This window comes from Chitinophaga barathri (genome assembly GCF_003807585.1).
GTDB lineage: Bacteria > Bacteroidota > Bacteroidia > Chitinophagales > Chitinophagaceae > Chitinophaga > Chitinophaga barathri.
The window spans coordinates 27,691-46,074 of the sequence record NZ_RMBX01000001.1; the positions used below are offsets into that span (position 1 = coordinate 27,691).

Below are 18,384 nucleotides of genomic sequence, written 5' to 3' on the forward strand. Positions count from 1 at the left end.
CAAATTTAAAGATGGCATGACGTATTTTTTCATTCAAGTATCGCCTGATGCGACTGCCACAGCCTGCTGTACAACGATTTATTCTCCAGCAGCTGCCGATGCGTGCCTTCCTCCGCCATCGCCCCTTCCTGCAGCACCACGATCTTATCCGCATTCACTACCGTGCTGAGCCGGTGCGCGATCACGATGATGGTTTTCCCTTCGTCGCGCAGTTGCTGCATCACTTCCTGCACGTATTGATCGGATACGGAATCCAGCGAGGAGGTGGCTTCGTCCAGGATCAGTATTTCGGGATTGCGGTAAAGCGCCCGCGCGATGGCAATACGCTGCCGCTGGCCGCCGGAGAGATTTACGCCATGCTCGCCCAGTAATGTGTTAAAGCCTTCGGGGAGTTTTTCAATGAACTGGATGATGCCCAGCTTTTCCGATATCTGCAGCACCCGCTGCATATCCGGCTCAAATTCACCGACGGCGATGTTTTCCATGACGGTGCCCGCAAACAGGTCTATCTGTTGCGGCACCACACTCACCTGCCTGCGCAGGCTCTCGTGCTCTATGTACCGGATGTCCAGGTTGCCAATGTGAATGCTGCCTTCGCGGAGCGGGTAAATATTTTGTAAAAGGGACATAAGCGTGGATTTCCCGGAGCCGCTCTCCCCTACGATCGCGGTGATCTTCCCTTTCTGTATTTTCATATTGAAATTCCGGAATACCTCTACCCTGGTACCATAGCGGAATCCCACGTTCTGGAACACCACATCGCCCACCATGTTTTTTTGCAGCGCTACTTTGTTCCCGCTTTCTTCCTGTTCCAGGTCCATGATCTCAAACAGGCGGTCCGCAGCAATGAGTGCGTCCTGCATACTCCTGTTCGCCCCGATCAGGCTCATGGCAGGCCCGGTAAAATACCCGATGATGGCGTAGAAACTCAGCAGTTCGCCCGGGCTCAATTGCCGGTCCATCACAAAATAAGACCCCGCCCAGAGCAGGATCACCACAAAGGCGCTGGTCACAAACCCGCCGGCATTGCCGATGTACAGGTTGGTCACAGAGGAAGAAAAGATCGTTTTCAACAGCTTTACAAAACGGGTTTCCGTTTTCAGGTTAGCATATTCCTCCAGCCCGAAACGTTTGATGGTTGCCACGGAATTGAGCGATTCCACCAGCTGGCTACCCAGCTCCGCATTATCTTCCATCAGCTTGCGCTGCATCTTTTTATTCACTTCGTTGCTGATCCAGTAAATGAGCGCATACACGGGCAGAATGGCCAGTACGATCAACGCCAGTTTCCAGTAGTAGGTGAACATCAGGCCGAAAGAAAACAACACGATGAACACATTCACGACCAGCCCGATGGCCACGTCGTTGATAAATACGCGGATCTTCACCGCGTCGTTGATACGCGAAGTGATCTCGCCCACGCGCATGGTATCGAAGAACTGCTGCGGCAGGCGGAGCAGGTGTTTGTAATACCCGAGGATCAGCCGTGCGTCTATCTGCTGGCCGGTTTTGAGGGCAAATATGCTTTTTAGCTGGCCGATGAATAATTGCAGTACAAGAATGAGCAGCATGATGATGCCCAAAAGATTGAGCAGATTTTTATTCCCTTCCACCAGCACATTGTCCACGATCTTCTGCACGTAGATAGAAGTGGATAAACCGAGGATGGTATAAATGATCGCGCCGAATAAGGCCTGCAATACCACGGAACGGTGCGGCCTGAGCAGGAACCAGAAACGCGCGAGATGGGATGTTTTTTCGTTACCCGCCCTGAAGTCCTCACCGGGCAAAAGCAGCACCAGCACATTGGTCCATATCTTCTTGAAGGCTTCGTGGGTAAGGGAATGATATTGCCCGTCCGATGGGTCCATGACCACCACATGGGTTTTGGTAACGCGGTAGATCACCACGAAATGATGCAGTTGCTCGCGGATGATCACATGGGCGATGGCGGGTTTGGGAATATTAAACAGTGCTTCAAAAGGCCCTTTCACGCCTTTTGCCTGGAAACCAAGTTTGGTAGCGGCTTCCACCACGCCGAGCACATTGGTGCCTTTGCTGTCTGTAGCGGCCATCTGGCGGATGCGGGCGACGGGAAGCTGTAAATGGTGATAGGCTGCGATAGACGCGAGACAGGCCGCCCCGCAATCGCTGATGTCCCGCTGACGGACGCGGGCGCTTTTCTTTAAACGGGTAACATTCGGCATTGCTTAGTTTTTTGCGGTCGTATTCGGGTTCATCCAATCATCGGTTTTATCATAGAGCAGCTGGAAAAGACTGCGTTTGGTCAGTATAAATCTCGCCTGGAGCGTCATTCCTTTTTTCAGCTGGCCTTTCACGCCGCGGGCGGTATGCACATCCGTATGATCAAAACGGCAGCGAACTTTAAACACCGGCTGATTGTCCACCAGTGTAAAATCATTCTCCACACTTTCCACGACGCCATTCACCGTGCCCCATTCGTTGTAATTAAATGCATCCACCTGGAACTTAACGGGCATGCCGGCACGGAGGTAACCAATGTCTTTGGGAGACACCAGGCATTCAGCCACGAGGTTGCTGTCCGGCGATATGATGCCGATCATTTCCCCGACCTGCAAATACCCACCGCTGTATTTGCCGGAGAACTGCTGCAGCGTGCCGCTCACGGGGGCTTTGATCAGGTTCCATTCCTTTTGTTTTTCGAGCTGCTGCGCATCTGCCTGGAGGCGGTTGGTTTCCATTTTATAACGGCTCAGCTCCTCCTGCCAGGCGCTGCGCTGCTGCTGTACGGCAAGGCGGTACATGGCCTGGCTTTTATCGAATTCGTATTGTTTGTCGCGCAGTTCCTTTTCGGCGATCACTTTATCCGCAAAGAGTTTTTTATACATTTCCAGGTCGCTTTCCAGCTTGCGGGTAGTGGCCTGCTGTTCGCTGAGGGAGGAAACAAAACGGCTATATTGCTGCTGGTACAAAGACGTTTGCAGGCCGCTGCCGCCGCCTGCCGCGAGGCGTGTGAGGTCATTGATATAACCGGCGCGCTGCTGCAGCTCAAAGGAGGTCTGGCTGAGTTTTGAATTGCTGATATCTTCCTGGAGACGGAGGATGAGCTGTCCTTTTTCGACATGCTGGCCGTCGCGCACGAGCACTTCTTCGATAGTGCCGGCCACGAGGCTGCGAAGTTCATTTTTTTCCGTTACGGGGCGCACGATGCCGCCGGATTTTACGGACACATCCACCTTAATAAATGGGAGAGCGAGCAGGCTGAGGAGCACTGCGAAGAGAACCGTTGTATAGATCACCTGCGTCCGCACCTGTATGCGTGGAATCCACGTCATGGCGGAATGCTCGATGACCTCTACTGGAAATAGCTGAGGCATGGGCAAATTTCAATAAATGAAAAATGATGCTTAACGGTTCAAACGGGTTATACAATTGCTTAAAGACATTAGCAATTTAGTATTTATTTTGGAAATTAACTATATCTAAGGCTAACACATTTATAATTTCGTTCTACCACCCTTCCGTATAGCTGATCGCGTCCATGGTCAATCCAAATGGGCAATAATGTATCTCTTCCAATTAGTTAAGTGTCTCTGACTCCATATTATTAATCTTTATGGACCTACAAATTGCTTATAGAGGGTTAACGAGTTGTATTTTTTCAACTTTAGGGTCAATTGAATGCCACTTCCAATCTGTTGGTCATACATCCTCGCGCCATAATCTTACCATTTCAAACCACTGCTGCCATTTCCAACAAACTTGTTCTCTGTACTGTAAAGCGCCTTATAATTAATCTGATCCATCAATAATGCGTCTCCTCCGGATATGTTATTTTAAAATAGTGATTCAAGTACTTTGGACAGATCCGACCGATCTGAAAAGGTAGTTTGAAGATAAAATTCACTGCTTTTTACCTTCATGCGTGAAAATTGCGATACGGTCGTTTTCTTGCTAGTTATCACCGTTTCATATGGTTTTCTGAGGTGAGCGTCGGAAAAATCCTTTTTATTTAACGCTACGTTCTTTTCGCCTATTTTTTGCCATTCCCCATTCAGATACCTGTATTTGATCACTCTGTATGTCCCTTTTTTAGCAGGGATGAATAAAAAGTTAAAATACTTCATGACCTGGCCCGGCCTCACTTCTTCCACAACTTTCCACTCACGTTCGTCATAAACATTCTCATTTCTGACCGTTTCAAGGAATTGATACCTGATTGAGTTGGAATTAACAGCACTATCTTCAATTTCCCAAAACACGACCATTGCTTCTCCGGCATCCTGGAGCAGAAAACGTTCATATTCAGATTCGCCATGGGCTTTGGCTACTTCGATGGAAGCGAGCGTGGAAGTGTTCCATTCTACAAATAGCTTGTCGCTATTCCAGTCTTCAACGAATGAATAACTTCCAAATATTATCATCGAAAGAAAAAAATACCTGATCAACATATTTTGGATTTATTGGCTTAATACTGATCTTTTCATTGTTGGCTGCGATTGCACCGGCGCTGTATATTTCTGCGGGTAAATCTTCTGAAAGTAAGATGGAAGAGCCCGGAGTTTAAACTGATGTTCCGCTCTGATCATATTTTCCTTTGTACGGGTGGGCAGTTCTTCCTTCGGCAGTGTTCCTTTTATTCCTCTGTCATCATCAGGATCATAGCGCTGTCTGTCAGTGCTGACATCATGCGTTCCGTTTATATTATTCTCCGCATGTATCAATTCGTGCGCGAGCCCGATAAATGACGGAAGTCCCCCTGTTGTGCCATCTTCGTTTCTTACATAATTTCCATCCGTGTTGCTAGTATTATAATTTATCGCTGTTCCAGAACCTTTGGAAGGGTCTGAAGCGTCTTTAGAACTTACCGGAGTAGCCTGGTTGTCCGGCCCATCGTTAATCGTCGTCACATGTCCGGATTCAATCAGACCAGATACCATTGAGGTGCCTACCTGTTTTGCCAAACCTTCAACTTTTTCTCCTTTCACTTCAATTACCTTATCACCGTCATATGTCAGTTTGTTACTAGTGAGTTGCTGCAAGTCAGCTAAAGTATTTTTCTTGAATTCTTCGGTGCCTTTAACGATAATATCAGTCGGCCCCATCCCATCCGGATCGATAAACCGAAGCGGATTGTCAAAAGCGTAGTTAAAAGGTGAGTGCCTGCGCATTTGATCAGCCAGCGGATCAATCACATGCCATCTTCCTATCTGCTGATCATACATTCTCGCACCATAGTCGTACCATTCAAGTCCACTGCCGCCATTGCCAGTAAACTCCTTATTCTGCAACTCCTTCCCATTATACTGGAACTTGTTCTCTGTCCGGTACAGCGCTTTGTAACTGATCTGGTCCATCACCAACCCAAACGGATAATAATGCGTCTCCTCCATCACCGGCCCCGGGTTGGTGATCACCACCAGGTTGTCAAACAACACATCCTGCGGGCTTTCATTGCTGGTATACACATACAAAAATCCGCTCTTCTTCATCACCGTCTTGTCCTGCGCCAGCGTTTGCAGTTCATCCGGTGTGGCCTGCACCTGTTTCACCCCACTGTTGTCTTCCACCAAATTAAACTGTTCGTCGAACAATACAAAATTCAGGTAAGCCTTCGGCCGCTGCGGATTGGCCGCCTCAGGGTCTTTGTCTTTTAACCGCTGGTAGGTATCATTAAAGTCATTGTTGAAGGGCGTATTGTTCACAGCGGTAGCCGCTGAGGCGTGACCCGGCTCCGCCGGCGATTGTCCCTGGCCAAAAGCAGCGATCAATGCATTCAGCATGTCCTGCGCCGGGGCTGCCTTTTTGTTTTGCGGCATTGGGCCCGATTTATAGAAGGCCTTCGCCCCTATCTGGATCGTATCACCCGCCATCACTTTCAGTACCAGGCTCGGCCCGATCTTTTTGTCCGGGTTGTCACCGTTCAGTTTTGAGACAAAGCCATTCTCCTCTGTGGTGGCATCCTCTGGGTAACCAGTCGGTTTGGAAGCGCGGGTAGCATCGATATTGCTGAATAGGGCGTTTTCTTTGGCAGCACTCTCCGGCTCCATACTGGCCAGGTAGGTGGTAAAATCCTGCTGATCGGTAAGTACCGTGCGGACGTTGCCCAGGTGATCTTTCAGGAAATAATCGTAATAATACGCCACCGGCTGCCCCGTTTTGTAGCCCGTGCGGATGCGGCCCTCTTCATGGGAGACGAACCGCAGGCTGTCCTGCTCGTACACGAAGCCGCCGGTATAGTCAGTCGTGGTGATTTTTACAATCCCAGCCGTACTGCTGTCAGTTACCGTTTTACGATGTTTAATACCTGCCGCATCGTACTGGTAGGCGATGTTACCTTTGCCAATGATATGGATATATTCCGGCAGGTTCAGGTGGTTGTACCGGATCGTATCGATCAGTTTGTTATTGTCTTTGAACATGTTGCCGTCCACGTCGTAAGCGTAGTCTGTTGCCTGGTTATAGGTGACTTCTTTAAAATCTCCCAGGGTGGATGCAGGATCATTGGCATCATCCTTTACGGCTTTGAGCTTGTTAGATGCCGGGTGATAATCGTAGACCAGGTTGTCGATTACAGGACTGCCAGTGCCTCTACGGCCGTATTGCACCATTTTCAGGATGTTGCCGTTGGCGTCGTAGGCCATGGTGGGCGTAGCCCCATCTCCCATCAGCACACTGTAATTGTAATTAGCCGATATGTCCCAGGTGGTGGAAGTACCTACCTGTTGATTAAAGTCTGCCTTCAGCAACCGGTTGGCTTTATCATAGGCAAAACCATAGGCACGCGCCACCGTATCGTTGGATCCTCTCCATTTTGTGCCGGCGATATTACCGTTCAATTCCCGGTTCTGGAAACCGTAGTCGTAGTTCAGCTCCTGGCCAAAGAAGTGGTTGCCGCTTGCGTTGGTTACATAGTTCTTATTGATCGCACGCAGCCAGCCACGGATATTGTATTCGTATTCAAGCGTTTCAATATTGGCGCCAGTGCTTTTCTTTAATGCTTTGTTGCTCAGCTGGCCCAGCGCATCATAGGTATTTTGCGCAATGATATATTCAGTGCCTGCGTTGAGTTGTTTGCCGATCTTCATCACCCTGCCTGCATGATCATATTCCATCCGCGTGATCAGCCGCGTATTGGGGGTAACCGCACTGCGCTGGTTGGTGTGATGATGTGCGCTCACCAGCAGTTGCCCGCCGAAGTCGTACATATTCGTCACTACATCCACGCCGCCGCCGATGTTGTCGCTCAGCACCTGCTGCACACGGCCTTTGTCATTATAATAGGTCGTGGTCACCAGCCATTGCTCGGTATCCAATACCCTTACTTTGGAGCCGGTTAACAGGCCTTTGGTAAGGCTGGATGCCGTGGTGGGGCGCTCTTCGTAAAAAGGCCCGGTGCCCAGCGGAGCCGGTAGTTCTGTGGTAGTATAATATGTAGCGTTAGCGTTCTTTTTCCCTGCGTAAGTATAATTATCGTAATAAGTATAAGTCAATGCGTAGAGTTTGGCAGGGTCCAGCGCCGGCAGCGGATTGCTGGCTATTACCGTATCAGTTCGGAGTAAGGCTGTAGGGTCGATCTCCAGTGTCACGTCCCCGCTCTGCACGTCAAATTCCGGCAGCGCCGTTATACTTACACGGGCCTTATAGGCGGCACGACCGTCATGGCTGTTTACCACCAGGTCATCTTCCACCGGGACGGTCTTGGTAATCGTCTGGGTGGTGGTGACGGCATTCAGTTGGGTTCTCAGCGTAGCCACGGGAGTGGTCGTCTCGTACAACGCCGTCATTGTAGGGCGGTTCAGTTCATCGTACAGGGTAGTCAGCCACTGGTTAGTAGCCCGCAACTTGCCATCCTGGGAAAATACCAGCCGGTCCCGGATGTCGTAGACCATCAGGACCGGTTCCGTGCCCGGCACCTGTTTGAGGATCATCCGGCTGCGGCGGTCATATTCATACCTGAAACACAGTTCCTTGCGAAAAGCGGCATTTGCCAGGCTCCAGCCGGTCCCCATCAGTGTTTCCACCGCTTTGGGGGGTAGTACGTAGCGGAGGTTATTCAGATCATCGTATACATAATAGGTATTGAGCCAGCCGAGATGCGCCGTGCCCGGGGTAGCCGAAATCTGGACCCGTTTCAGGACCACCAGGCCGGATTTATTCTTGAACTCAATGACTTTATTGCCAGCTTCATCGGTGGTGATATTTTTGTACAGCTCCCCTGCTCCATAGTGAAGGGTACTGGCAGGTACACTGCCATCGGCAGCCGCAATCGTCCAGATCCTTACCGAATCCGCCACTGCATTTACCAGGTATTGCTGCCCAACGCCTACACCGGAACCAGCCCAGCTATTGCCGGCCGCCATGCTTTTAGTCACACGGTTTAGCGGAGAGGCTTCAAACTCCGTTTTGTTATAAAACACCTGTTCTCCCGGAAAAGGCGCTGTTCCGGAGGTGGGTGCGTAAAAGTTCTTCTGATCCGTAAAGGGATTGGTCTTAAAGGCGCCGTCTGTGGCTGCCGAAGTATACGGCAAATACTGAAACTGCTCGCGGCCGAAGGCATCATAGACAACCGGGGCTACAATATCCGTTTGAGCCGGAGAGCCTTTGCGGGTTACCGTTTGTAACGGTCGGCCCAGGCCGTCGATGTACTGTGTGGCTTGCCGCACGTTTTTTACGTCCGTCTCAGCGGTGACCGCTGCTGGATCTGAGAGTGCTTTCGCAGGCTCCCAGGTACGGATATAATTCAATTTTATGCCAGCGCCATAAGCAGCAGGAACGGGGTTTACCGTCACTGTAGGCGCCGCGGGTTGCGTCTGGGTATTGGGTTTCTGCGCAATGGCCGTTATGCCCGGCAGAAAAATTATAACAACAAAAAGAAGATATATATATCGTTTCATTGGACTCGGCATTAGGGGTTAACATTATACTGGTAATCAAATTGCTTCACGATCTTGCCATCCTGGTCACGGATAAGTTTCAATTCATTAAAATCATTATACTCATAGTAGACTGTCTTACCACTGGCATCCGTTTCACTGCTTATACCTACCATATAAACATATGAACGTGTGATCATCTGGGCATTTTTTGGATGCACCCTTACCTCATCTACCCATACCCCATCATTGATGACCTGTTGTGTTCCTGTATAGGTTCTTTCCTTATAAAGCCAGGCTCCGCCAGCGGATGTTTTATACCAATAACTCAATAGGTATTCCTTGGTGTTCGGCGGTGTAAAACTGACCGTAAAACTGCCTTCTTTGATTCTCCTTCCCGTCTTCGCGCCTGCCTGCAAAGTACCCGTGTTTCCCCCTTCTTCAAAACTCTCATAATAAAATTCATTGGGCTGTGCATTGCTAACTTCAGCTACCGGATACTGGTCCGAATACCCCCATTTATAAGACATTGGAACATCACTTTCTTTGGATTGGCTTAACAACTGTCCCTTATCTGAGTAGGCATGATATCTCAGACGGGTTTCCATGCTTCCGTTGCCTGTTTTCACCTGAACGTAACCAGGAAGCTGTATACCGGACGAGGTAACATAAACGGCTTTCAGCGTCTGCCTATGCGTGGCGCCAACTGTCTGAACCTGCTCTATCAATGCTGATATATGGTTTTTTGCCACCATCTGCACACATACCGGGTCCGACGGGAAATCGTAAGGATATTTGAAGGTTGTACTAACGGTCTGGCCTCTGCTGTCAATTATATCCCTTCCTGTGATCTGCAGCCGCACAGGATGGTCGTACTTAAGATAACTTGTTTCTACCAGCGGAACGTCTCCCGCGGTTTGCGAATAGGTAGTTACCTTTTCATCAACCTGGTGCCAGAACTGTGACTCCAGCCGATAAAAACTGACACCCCTGAACGTATAGGCGTTATAATGCTGGCCGAAAATAATAACATGCCAGATCGCGGACGGGGGCACTTTCATTCCAAAAGCAAAATAATTCCTGTTATTGTCAGGTACGTATAGCTTCTCCGTTTCATTCACCCGGGTATAACTGCCGTTCACCTCTTCTTTGAATACCGTCTGTTTTCTCTCCAATCCATTCCCAAGACTCGGCCTGGTAGGCACATTGGGGAGAAAGGGTATAGGAAGCCCATCTGGCGTATTATGATATTCATAAGTTGTTTTCCCCAGGCCAGGCACAATCTCGTCAACTGCGGAATAACCGACAGAATTCCCCATTGCCGAATTGCTGAAAGGGACAAACGGGGAAGTCGTTCTGGTAAAATAGGTCCCTCTTACCGGATTGAAGGGAGTGGTTTCACATTGCCGCTCTGCATCTTCTTTGAATTCATAGATAGGGGTGACCATTAAAGCACCAGAAGATTTATTTACTCCGTTGATCAACGTTTTATACTCGAACCGCTTTTGCCTGTCATTATTATGGCTAATACCATCATAGGCGAGCATTGATTTGATGCGCAAGCCGCCTCCAAGATCGGTATCCAGATGAATGGTATCCCTGTAACTCCATGATATCAGCAGTTTCGCTGCCAGGTTCCCCTCCGCCAGAACAGTGAATTTGTATGTGCCGGCAGGCAGACTCACGTCAACCGTCTCGCTTATGCCCGACCATTGTGCATCAGAAGCCAGCGTATGCCCCAACCATTGCGAGAATGGCGGAGTAACGCCCACCGATGTAATATTGACAAAATCATATTCCCAGGTTTCGCCTTCGGGTATGCATGGATTTTCCAGTGTCCCCCGGCATGTAAGTGTTTTAGTTAGCTGTATGCTGGCCGGCTGAGGAAATGTGACCGTAATAGTATCCGGAATGGGACTTTGCTGACCAGATTCCGGCCCCCATTTTTCCCGGAAAGCCTCTCCGGTGCTAGTTACAATCTTTGAAATATTACCGTAATACTCGTTTGTTTCATATTCAAAATGAGTAGTCCCTCCAGTAGGGTATTTTATTTCGGTCAGTATGCAGGCCTGGTTATATGACGGGTTCGGCTCTCGGTTCGCACCAAGATAATCCCTCATCGTTCCATTTTGAAGCCTCACAGAAGTAGCAGGTATTAATGTACCATTCAGGGAAACATCACCATAACGGTTATCATTCACCGTTTCATTTGGCGCATTATTAAAATACCCCCAATGATCAATTCTTTTGGAATCTTTTGCAGGCAATGCAAGACTGTTATAGGAGAACTCATGTGGCGGCCTTGGAACCGTCCCCGTGGTTTCAGTAACCGCCAGCAGCTTCAGGCGTTTGGTCTTATAGTCAGTCCCACCAAAATAAGAATAAGTGAGCGATTGCCTTTTGATCACCTTTGAATCGGCCGTGACAACAATCTCATCCAGCTTCTTCGCATAGGTAAGCGGAGCTGCCCCCGGCACGGGCTCAATATCCGTCCTGTTGCTTAAAACAAATTCCACTTTACCGTTAGGGAATATAATCTCCTTCAGATATACATCCTGGGTTTCAGTTGATGTGGTGAAATAATCAAAAATATTCGGGGTAAGAATGCAAAAAGGATTATCCATTGTTGTTTCAACGAGCTGACTTTTGGTCTGGGACCTGGAAAAAATACGTCTTGTACCACGCCCCACCAGGCTTGCATTTTCATAGTTAAATTGTACCCTGGCGCCGGTTACCGAAACGATACTGTCCAGGTACCATGATAACACCACTTCCTCCGGAATGCCGTCCAGCACATGTTGATCAGCCAGGAATTCATCCCTGTCACCCGCTGTACGGGAAACCGACTTCTCTTGTGTACCAAAATAGTATTTCGTTCCTGTTTCGTCTGTTACCGTCCATTTGTAAGTCTGCGCAACCGACGAATAAGACGCTTCAAACTGCAAGTCTGCTTGTGAAATGAATGTACACTTTAAGGGTTGTGAAGGATTAGTTCGTTTGTTGAGAAAAAATTTAACGGACCGGCCATTGAAAGTCAGCACAAATGCGTCGGGCTCACTGTCTGCCTGGCCTGTCAATACTTCTTCCACGAAGGAAATATCACGGGTCCATTCCGCCGGATCCATAGGAAGCACATACTCATCTGTACCGGGGGTTAGGGAAGTAGGTATATAACTGTCCGGATATCCACCAACCCCAAGATCGTCCCCTCCTCTTACCGTGCGTGTAATAGCCCCGCCCGCTGAAAGATTCCAGCCAAGCCCTACCCACGAAGCCTCCTCATCTACTCTTATCCCCCCGCTATGATAGCTCAGAGTTATCGGTACCGAAATGTCCCGGTTCTGTACGTTATAAATCGGAATGCTGATATTGGGAACCCCGGTATAATATGATACAGGTACATCCCCGTATTTCGCGATGGATGCGGCAGTAGGAGAAGGTGGGATAACCCTCATAAGATCATAGTTGATCGATTGCGCGCTGGCGGAATGCACAAGGGCAACAATCAGCAGAATGACAGCGGATATTCTAAGCATGGGATAATAATTTAACTGCCGGTTGATACATCATCCGGCAGAAAAGATCGGATTAATATCTATGAACCTACCTGCGAAAGAGCCTGGGTTAACACTAGGGGATACAAGTCCTCATAACATGTAAAGTCAACACAAAATGACTGCATATTCCACAGGTAATTATTTAAAAGCTAAAATATACTTTGGGTGTCAGATTCAATATTAAATTTTCCTGACGGTGCTTGCTGGAAAAACCAATGCAAGGATGAATAAATATTTCACAGGTGTATGTTTGGCAGAAAAGTATAATTTCCCGACTAAAAGTCATATTATTTTTTCAAAACGCCTCACATCCCCCTCTCATACCCCTCATCCACCAATAACCCGCCCCCATCCGCGGCAGCGGTCGCCAGCTCATCACAGCGGTTATTTTCAGGGTTGGTGGCATGTCCTTTCACCCAGTGAAACTGCACTTTATGTTTCCGGTACAGCGGAATGAACCGCTGCCAGAGGTCAACGTTCTTTTTGTCTTTAAAACCGGTCTTCACCCAGTTCCATATCCATCCTTTCTCCACGGAGTTCACCACGTACTGGCTGTCCGTATAGATCATGATATGAAGGCCTTCTTTGGTGAGTGCTTCCAGCGCCACGATCACGGCCAGCAGTTCCATCCGGTTATTGGTGGTCATGCGGAAACCCTGGCTCATTTCTTTGCGTACCTTGCCCCAGATGAGTACAATGCCGTATCCTCCCCTGCCCGGATTGCCGCGCGCAGAGCCGTCTGTATAAATGATCAAATGCTGATTCGTCAAAATGCCGTGCTTTTAGAGGTCGCAAATTTAATGGAATTTACACCTGTATCACCCCCGTCCTGAATATTTCTTCCACCGGCGCCTGATTGGCGGCCTTTAAACATTCGGCGATCACCATCCGGGTATGCGCGGGATCGATGATCTCGTCCACCCAGAGGCGGGCGGCGGCATAGTATGGAGTAGTCTGGCTGTTATACCGGTCGGTGATCTCTTTCAGCAAAGCCGCTTCGGATTCCGGCGTGATCGTTTCGCCTTTGGCTTTGAGGGATGCCACCTGTATCTGCAACAGCGTTTTGGCCGCCTGTTCGCCGCCCATTACGGCTATTTTGGCATTCGGCCAGGCAAAGATAAAACGCGGGTCGTAGGCCTTGCCGCACATCGCGTAATTGCCCGCGCCGTATGAGTTGCCGATGATCACGGTGATCTTGGGCACCACGGAGTTCGCTACCGCATTCACCATCTTTGCCCCGTCTTTGATGATGCCGGCATGTTCGCTGCGGCTGCCCACCATAAAACCGGTCACGTCCTGGAGGAATACCAGGGGTATCTTTTTCTGGTTGCAGTTCATGATAAAACGGGCAGCCTTGTCCGCGCTGTCGTTATAGATCACGCCGCCCATCTGCATTTCACCCTTTTTGTTTTTTACCATCTTCCGCTGGTTCGCCACAATGCCCACCGCCCAGCCGTCTATACGGGCATAGCCGCAGAGGATGGTTTTGCCGTAATCTTCTTTGTATTCTTCAAACACAGAGCCATCCACGATATGATGGATCACTTCGCGTACGTCGTAAGATTTGGTGCTGTCCTGCGGGATGATGCCATAGAGGCCTTCCGCCGGTTTCTCCGGTTCCTGGGGCGCAATGCGGTCAAACCCGGCAGTGTTGTTGTGCCCGATGCGGGATACAATATGGCGGATGCGTTCCAGGCATTCTTCATCTGTTTTAAACTTATAATCGGCAATGCCTGAAATCTCCGTGTGGGTAATGGCGCCGCCGAGGGTTTCCGCGTCCACGTCCTCACCGATAGCGGCTTTTACAAGGTATGGGCCGGCCAGGAAGATGGAGCCGTTGCCTTCCACCATCAGCACTTCATCGCTCATGATGGGCAGGTAAGCCCCGCCAGCCACGCAGCTGCCCATGACGGCCGCTATCTGCGTAATGCCCATGGCGCTCATCTTCGCGTTGTTGCGGAAGATGCGGCCGAAGTGTTCTTTGTCCGGGAAGATCTCGTCCTGCATGGGCAGGAATACGCCCGCACTGTCTACCAGGTAGATGACGGGCAGTTTGTTCTCCATGGCTATTTCCTGCAGGCGCAGGTTTTTTTTGCCGGTCAGCGGGAACCAGGCCCCTGCTTTTACGGTCATATCGTTTGCTACTATCACGCACTGGCGGCCGCTCACATATCCCAGTCCGGCCACGGTGCCGCCCGCCGGGCAGCCGCCATACTCGGGGTACATCTCATACGCGGTAAAAGCGCCCAGTTCAAGGAAACGGCTGTCTTTGTCTATCAGCGCAGCGATCCTTTCCCTGGCGGTCAATTTGCCACGCTGGCGCACCTTTTCAAGGCTTTTTTTACCTCCGCCCTGTTCGATCGTGGAGAGCTTCGTTTTCATTGTGCTCACCAACCTGCGCATATTATCCTCATTTTTATTAAATTCCAGTTGCTGTTGCTCCATAAAGTGATGATAATTTGAACTAAATGTAAGGGAAAATGGGGGAATGGCCTGCTAATTGTATAAACATCTAAACATCCAAAACGAACCCGCATGTCCACACTAGTTGTTCTCGCAGAATCATTACAGCATCTTTACCAGGGCGATCCCTGGCTGGATGTAACTTTTATGGAACATCTCCAGGATATGACCGCCGAAGAAGCCGGCCGCCGTTTCAACACCTCCCACAACACCTGGGAGCTGGTGAACCATATCATTTTCTGGCATCAGAACGTTACCCGCAAACTAATGGGAGAAAAACCCGAGCAGGACGGCGACCTGCCCGATTTTTATTACCCGGAAAACCATGGGGAGAACAACTGGCAGGCCACGCTTCACCGCTTCGAACATTCCATTACCACCATGGCCGAAACCATCCGCAACTTCCCCGAGGAGAAACTATGGCTGCCCATCCCAAACACCCAGCACAACGCTTATTATTATATCCAGGGCATATTGCAGCACGCCGCATATCATCTCGGGCAGATCGTGGTGCTGCACCGCTACTCGGAAAAGGAATAAGGTACTAAAGTACTATAGCCCGGGCTGGCGGATTAATGTATTTTAGCAGTAAAATATATATCATGCAACCTATTGCCTTCTCCCGTGAACGGGTTTATTCCATTGATGTGCTGAGAGGTCTGATAATGATATTGATGGCGCTGGATCATGTGCGGGACTTCTTTCATACCGCCGCCTTTACATCCGATCCGCTGGACCCGCAAACGACTTATCCCGCTTTGTATATGACCCGCTGGATCACGCATTTCTGCGCCCCTATTTTTGTATTTCTTTCCGGTATGTCCGTGCAACTGATGAACGGCCGCAAAACCAAAGCGGAGATCAGCCGTTTCCTGCTCTCACGCGGTTTGTGGCTGATACTCATAGAAGTGACCGTTGTTTCTTTTGGTCTTACTTTTAACCCCTTGATGAACACCATATTTCTCCAGGTGATATGGGCCATCGGCGTGAGTTTCCTATTTCTTGCCCTATTTGTATTCCTGCCCTGGCAGGCCGTCCTCGGCCTGGGCCTGCTGGTCACTTTCGGGCACAACATCCTGAATTTCTGGGAGTCCCAGCCGGGATTTAAAGCCGGGCCTTTATGGGAGTTCGCACATCTGCAGCAATTCACTTTCTTCGAGATATTCCCTGGTCATGGCGTGATCGTATTTTATCCATTCCTTCCCTGGGTGGGCATTATGATGTTGGGCTATGGCTTGGGAAGGTTATTCCAGCCGGATGTGACGGTGGCAACCAGGAAACAGGTATTGATTACGGCGGGCCTTGCGATGATCGGAAGTTTTTTTGTACTGAGAGCGGTGAACGTCTATGGCGATCCGCGGCCCTGGCAGCCCTTCCCGACGTTGCAGCAAACTATCTTTTCTTTTATGAACGTTGCAAAGTACCCGCCTTCACTGATGTATACCTGCGCCACCCTCGGTCCGGGCCTGCTGGCGCTGGCTGCTTTTGAACATGCGCGCGGCCGTTTTGCGCAGATATGCAAAGTGTATGGAAGCGTGCCCTTCTTTTATTACATCATTCATTTTTATGCCATTCACCTGCTTTGTATGATCCTCTTCTTCATACATGGTTATGGCGTGAACGATATCGTGGACCCACAGGTACCATTCCTGTTCAGGCCGGTGGATTTCGGGTATCCGCTGTGGGTCGTATATATCATCTGGATTGCCCTGGTGGCTGCATTGTATAAACCCTGCAAGTGGTACTCCGAATACAAACGTACGCACAGGCAGTGGTGGCTGAGTTATCTCTGAGCCCTCTACATTTTCCGTACATATCTTTCTTCGTAAAGATCCTGCCCCCAAAGGGTTTCAGGGACGGATGCGGTTTTCATAAACCCGTGTTTTGTATAGATCGAAGCGGCTGTGCCCTGCTGGTTCGTGGTTAAAAGATAGACTTCTTTGAACTGCTGCTGTCGGCAGAATTCCATGGCTTTATCCATCAGCGCCCTGCCCAGGCCGATGCCCCGGAAATCGGGCCGTAGCAGGAACCAGCGCAATTGCCCCTGCCGGTCCGGCCGGTGGATGATGGCGATCATGCCAATTATTTCGCCAAAACAGCTGGCCAGCCATACGCGGTCTTTCGCCGGGTCGTAGGCTTTCATGAATTCGCCGATGGTTTCCATCACGTATTGTTCAAATTCAATATTGTAGCCGTATTCTTTGGCGTATACCTCGCCGTGCAGCCGCACGATATTACCCAGGTCGCCGGGCCGCAGATCGTGGCGGATCTCCACATCTTCCAGGCGCGGCGCGCCACCGGGCGCCTTCAGCAGGTATCTCAGCTGCCGCATCGCTTCGCCGGTCTTTGTTTGTTCTTCCGGCGCAAGGTTTTCCAGCATCTGCCTGATCTGGTTGTCCGACAGTTCGTTCATCGTCCGCATCAGCTTTTCTCCCCGCGCCGTAAGCGTAAGGTGGGAAGAGCGACCGTCTTCCGGCAGCGGATGTTTGATCACCAGGCCCTGTTTCTCAAATTTCCGGAGAATGCGGCTGAGATAACCCGGGTCTATGCCCAGCGCCTCCCGGATGCCGGTGGCGGTGGTTTTGCCGTTGAACTGCACCTCATACAGCACCCTGACGTCCGTAAGGGAATATTCGCTGTCGAAGATATGCTGCTGCAAAAGGCCCAGCTGGCTCGTATAATAACGGTTAAATTTCCTGATACCCGCTATGAGAGCGGCTTCCTGTGATATAATCGGTTCCTTTGCCGTGATGGTTTCCTGTAACATCGTTAGGTTGCTTTTAACAAAAATAGCAATTTAGTTGATTTTGTCAACTATTTTATTTGACAACAGCAACTACCCTCCCGGATACGTATATCTACGCTGAAATTACCGTAGAAGCTCCCTGTCGGGGCCGGCAATAAAGCGCTTATTTGCATACAAATGGCGCATCTGCTTTGTTATATCGCTTTTGGCCTGGTTGCGGTGGCGCTGGGGATGGTCCGGAAAACGGAGCCCGCGAAGCTGCCCTTTGAAGAGTAAAATTTAGTTGGTTGATAAAATACCCGTTTTATTAGTAGCATTTCAGTTCCTGAGCACGGAGGCCCGGTTTGTCCCGGGCCTTCCTTTTTCATTGTAAAACCCTCTCCCATTGGGCTTCCCCGGAAGGGTGATATTTTTTAAACCCGCATCAAGTCCGCCTCATCTCCGCCTCAACTCCGTTTATCCTATATCTATCCTATATCTTCCATATAGCCACCTAAAAAGGCCTATACTGTTAATATAGGATCACCCTTGCCTGAAACCCGCTACCATGGCTACCTATTTTTGGAGGCAAAGCAGGAAAATGTTCAAATAATGAACATTTATGAAGCATTACACAGCCCCGTCATTGCGAGGAGCAGCAGCGCTAAAGTGGTTGGGCGACGAAGCAATCTCCTCCATCGAATGGAGGTACGCCAGGATATGGAGATTGCTTCGTCGCGGCTCCTGCACAAATCCCCCGCTGCTCCTCGCAATGACGACC

At 49.8% G+C, this 18,384-nt stretch carries 10 protein-coding genes; 2 read left to right on the top strand and 8 right to left on the bottom strand.

What is annotated here, in order from left to right:
* Window positions 1-29: 29 nt before the first annotated feature.
* From EG028_RS00140 to EG028_RS00170, 7 genes are all read right to left on the bottom strand, one after another.
* Complete coding sequence (locus EG028_RS00140) at window positions 30-2,207, bottom strand: peptidase domain-containing ABC transporter (RefSeq protein ID WP_120514027.1); 2,178 nt, start codon at window positions 2,205-2,207, stop codon at window positions 30-32.
* A gap of 3 nt (window positions 2,208-2,210) precedes the next feature.
* Window positions 2,211-3,359: an HlyD family secretion protein gene (locus EG028_RS00145; RefSeq protein WP_120514028.1), complete on the bottom strand. Its 1,149-nt coding sequence runs from the start codon at window positions 3,357-3,359 to the stop codon at window positions 2,211-2,213.
* A 459-nt stretch (window positions 3,360-3,818) separates the two neighbouring features.
* On the bottom strand, window positions 3,819-4,433 hold the full coding sequence (locus EG028_RS00150; protein ID WP_123864478.1) for a hypothetical protein: 615 nt from the start codon (window positions 4,431-4,433) through the stop codon (window positions 3,819-3,821).
* A 9-nt stretch (window positions 4,434-4,442) separates the two neighbouring features.
* The gene (locus EG028_RS00155; RefSeq protein WP_120514030.1) at window positions 4,443-8,879 is read right to left on the bottom strand and encodes a DUF6443 domain-containing protein; all 4,437 of its coding nucleotides are present in this window, start codon (window positions 8,877-8,879) and stop codon (window positions 4,443-4,445) included.
* A gap of 11 nt (window positions 8,880-8,890) precedes the next feature.
* Window positions 8,891-12,394 (bottom strand): hypothetical protein, encoded by a 3,504-nt coding sequence (locus tag EG028_RS00160; protein ID WP_120514031.1) that lies wholly within the window; start codon window positions 12,392-12,394, stop codon window positions 8,891-8,893.
* A gap of 326 nt (window positions 12,395-12,720) precedes the next feature.
* On the bottom strand, window positions 12,721-13,185 hold the full coding sequence (gene rnhA, locus EG028_RS00165; protein ID WP_120514032.1) for a ribonuclease HI: 465 nt from the start codon (window positions 13,183-13,185) through the stop codon (window positions 12,721-12,723).
* A gap of 37 nt (window positions 13,186-13,222) precedes the next feature.
* Window positions 13,223-14,860: an acyl-CoA carboxylase subunit beta gene (locus EG028_RS00170; protein WP_120514033.1), complete on the bottom strand. Its 1,638-nt coding sequence runs from the start codon at window positions 14,858-14,860 to the stop codon at window positions 13,223-13,225.
* A 90-nt stretch (window positions 14,861-14,950) separates the two neighbouring features.
* On the opposite strand from EG028_RS00170, the gene EG028_RS00175 reads away from it, so the two are divergent.
* Complete coding sequence (locus EG028_RS00175) at window positions 14,951-15,418, top strand: DinB family protein (protein ID WP_120514034.1); 468 nt, start codon at window positions 14,951-14,953, stop codon at window positions 15,416-15,418.
* A 62-nt stretch (window positions 15,419-15,480) separates the two neighbouring features.
* On the top strand, window positions 15,481-16,671 hold the full coding sequence (locus EG028_RS00180; RefSeq protein ID WP_120514035.1) for a DUF1624 domain-containing protein: 1,191 nt from the start codon (window positions 15,481-15,483) through the stop codon (window positions 16,669-16,671).
* Window positions 16,672-16,676: 5 nt separating this feature from the next.
* On the opposite strand, the gene EG028_RS00185 is transcribed toward EG028_RS00180, so the two are convergent.
* Window positions 16,677-17,645: a bifunctional helix-turn-helix transcriptional regulator/GNAT family N-acetyltransferase gene (locus tag EG028_RS00185; protein WP_120514036.1), complete on the bottom strand. Its 969-nt coding sequence runs from the start codon at window positions 17,643-17,645 to the stop codon at window positions 16,677-16,679.
* Window positions 17,646-18,384 lie beyond the last annotated feature (739 nt).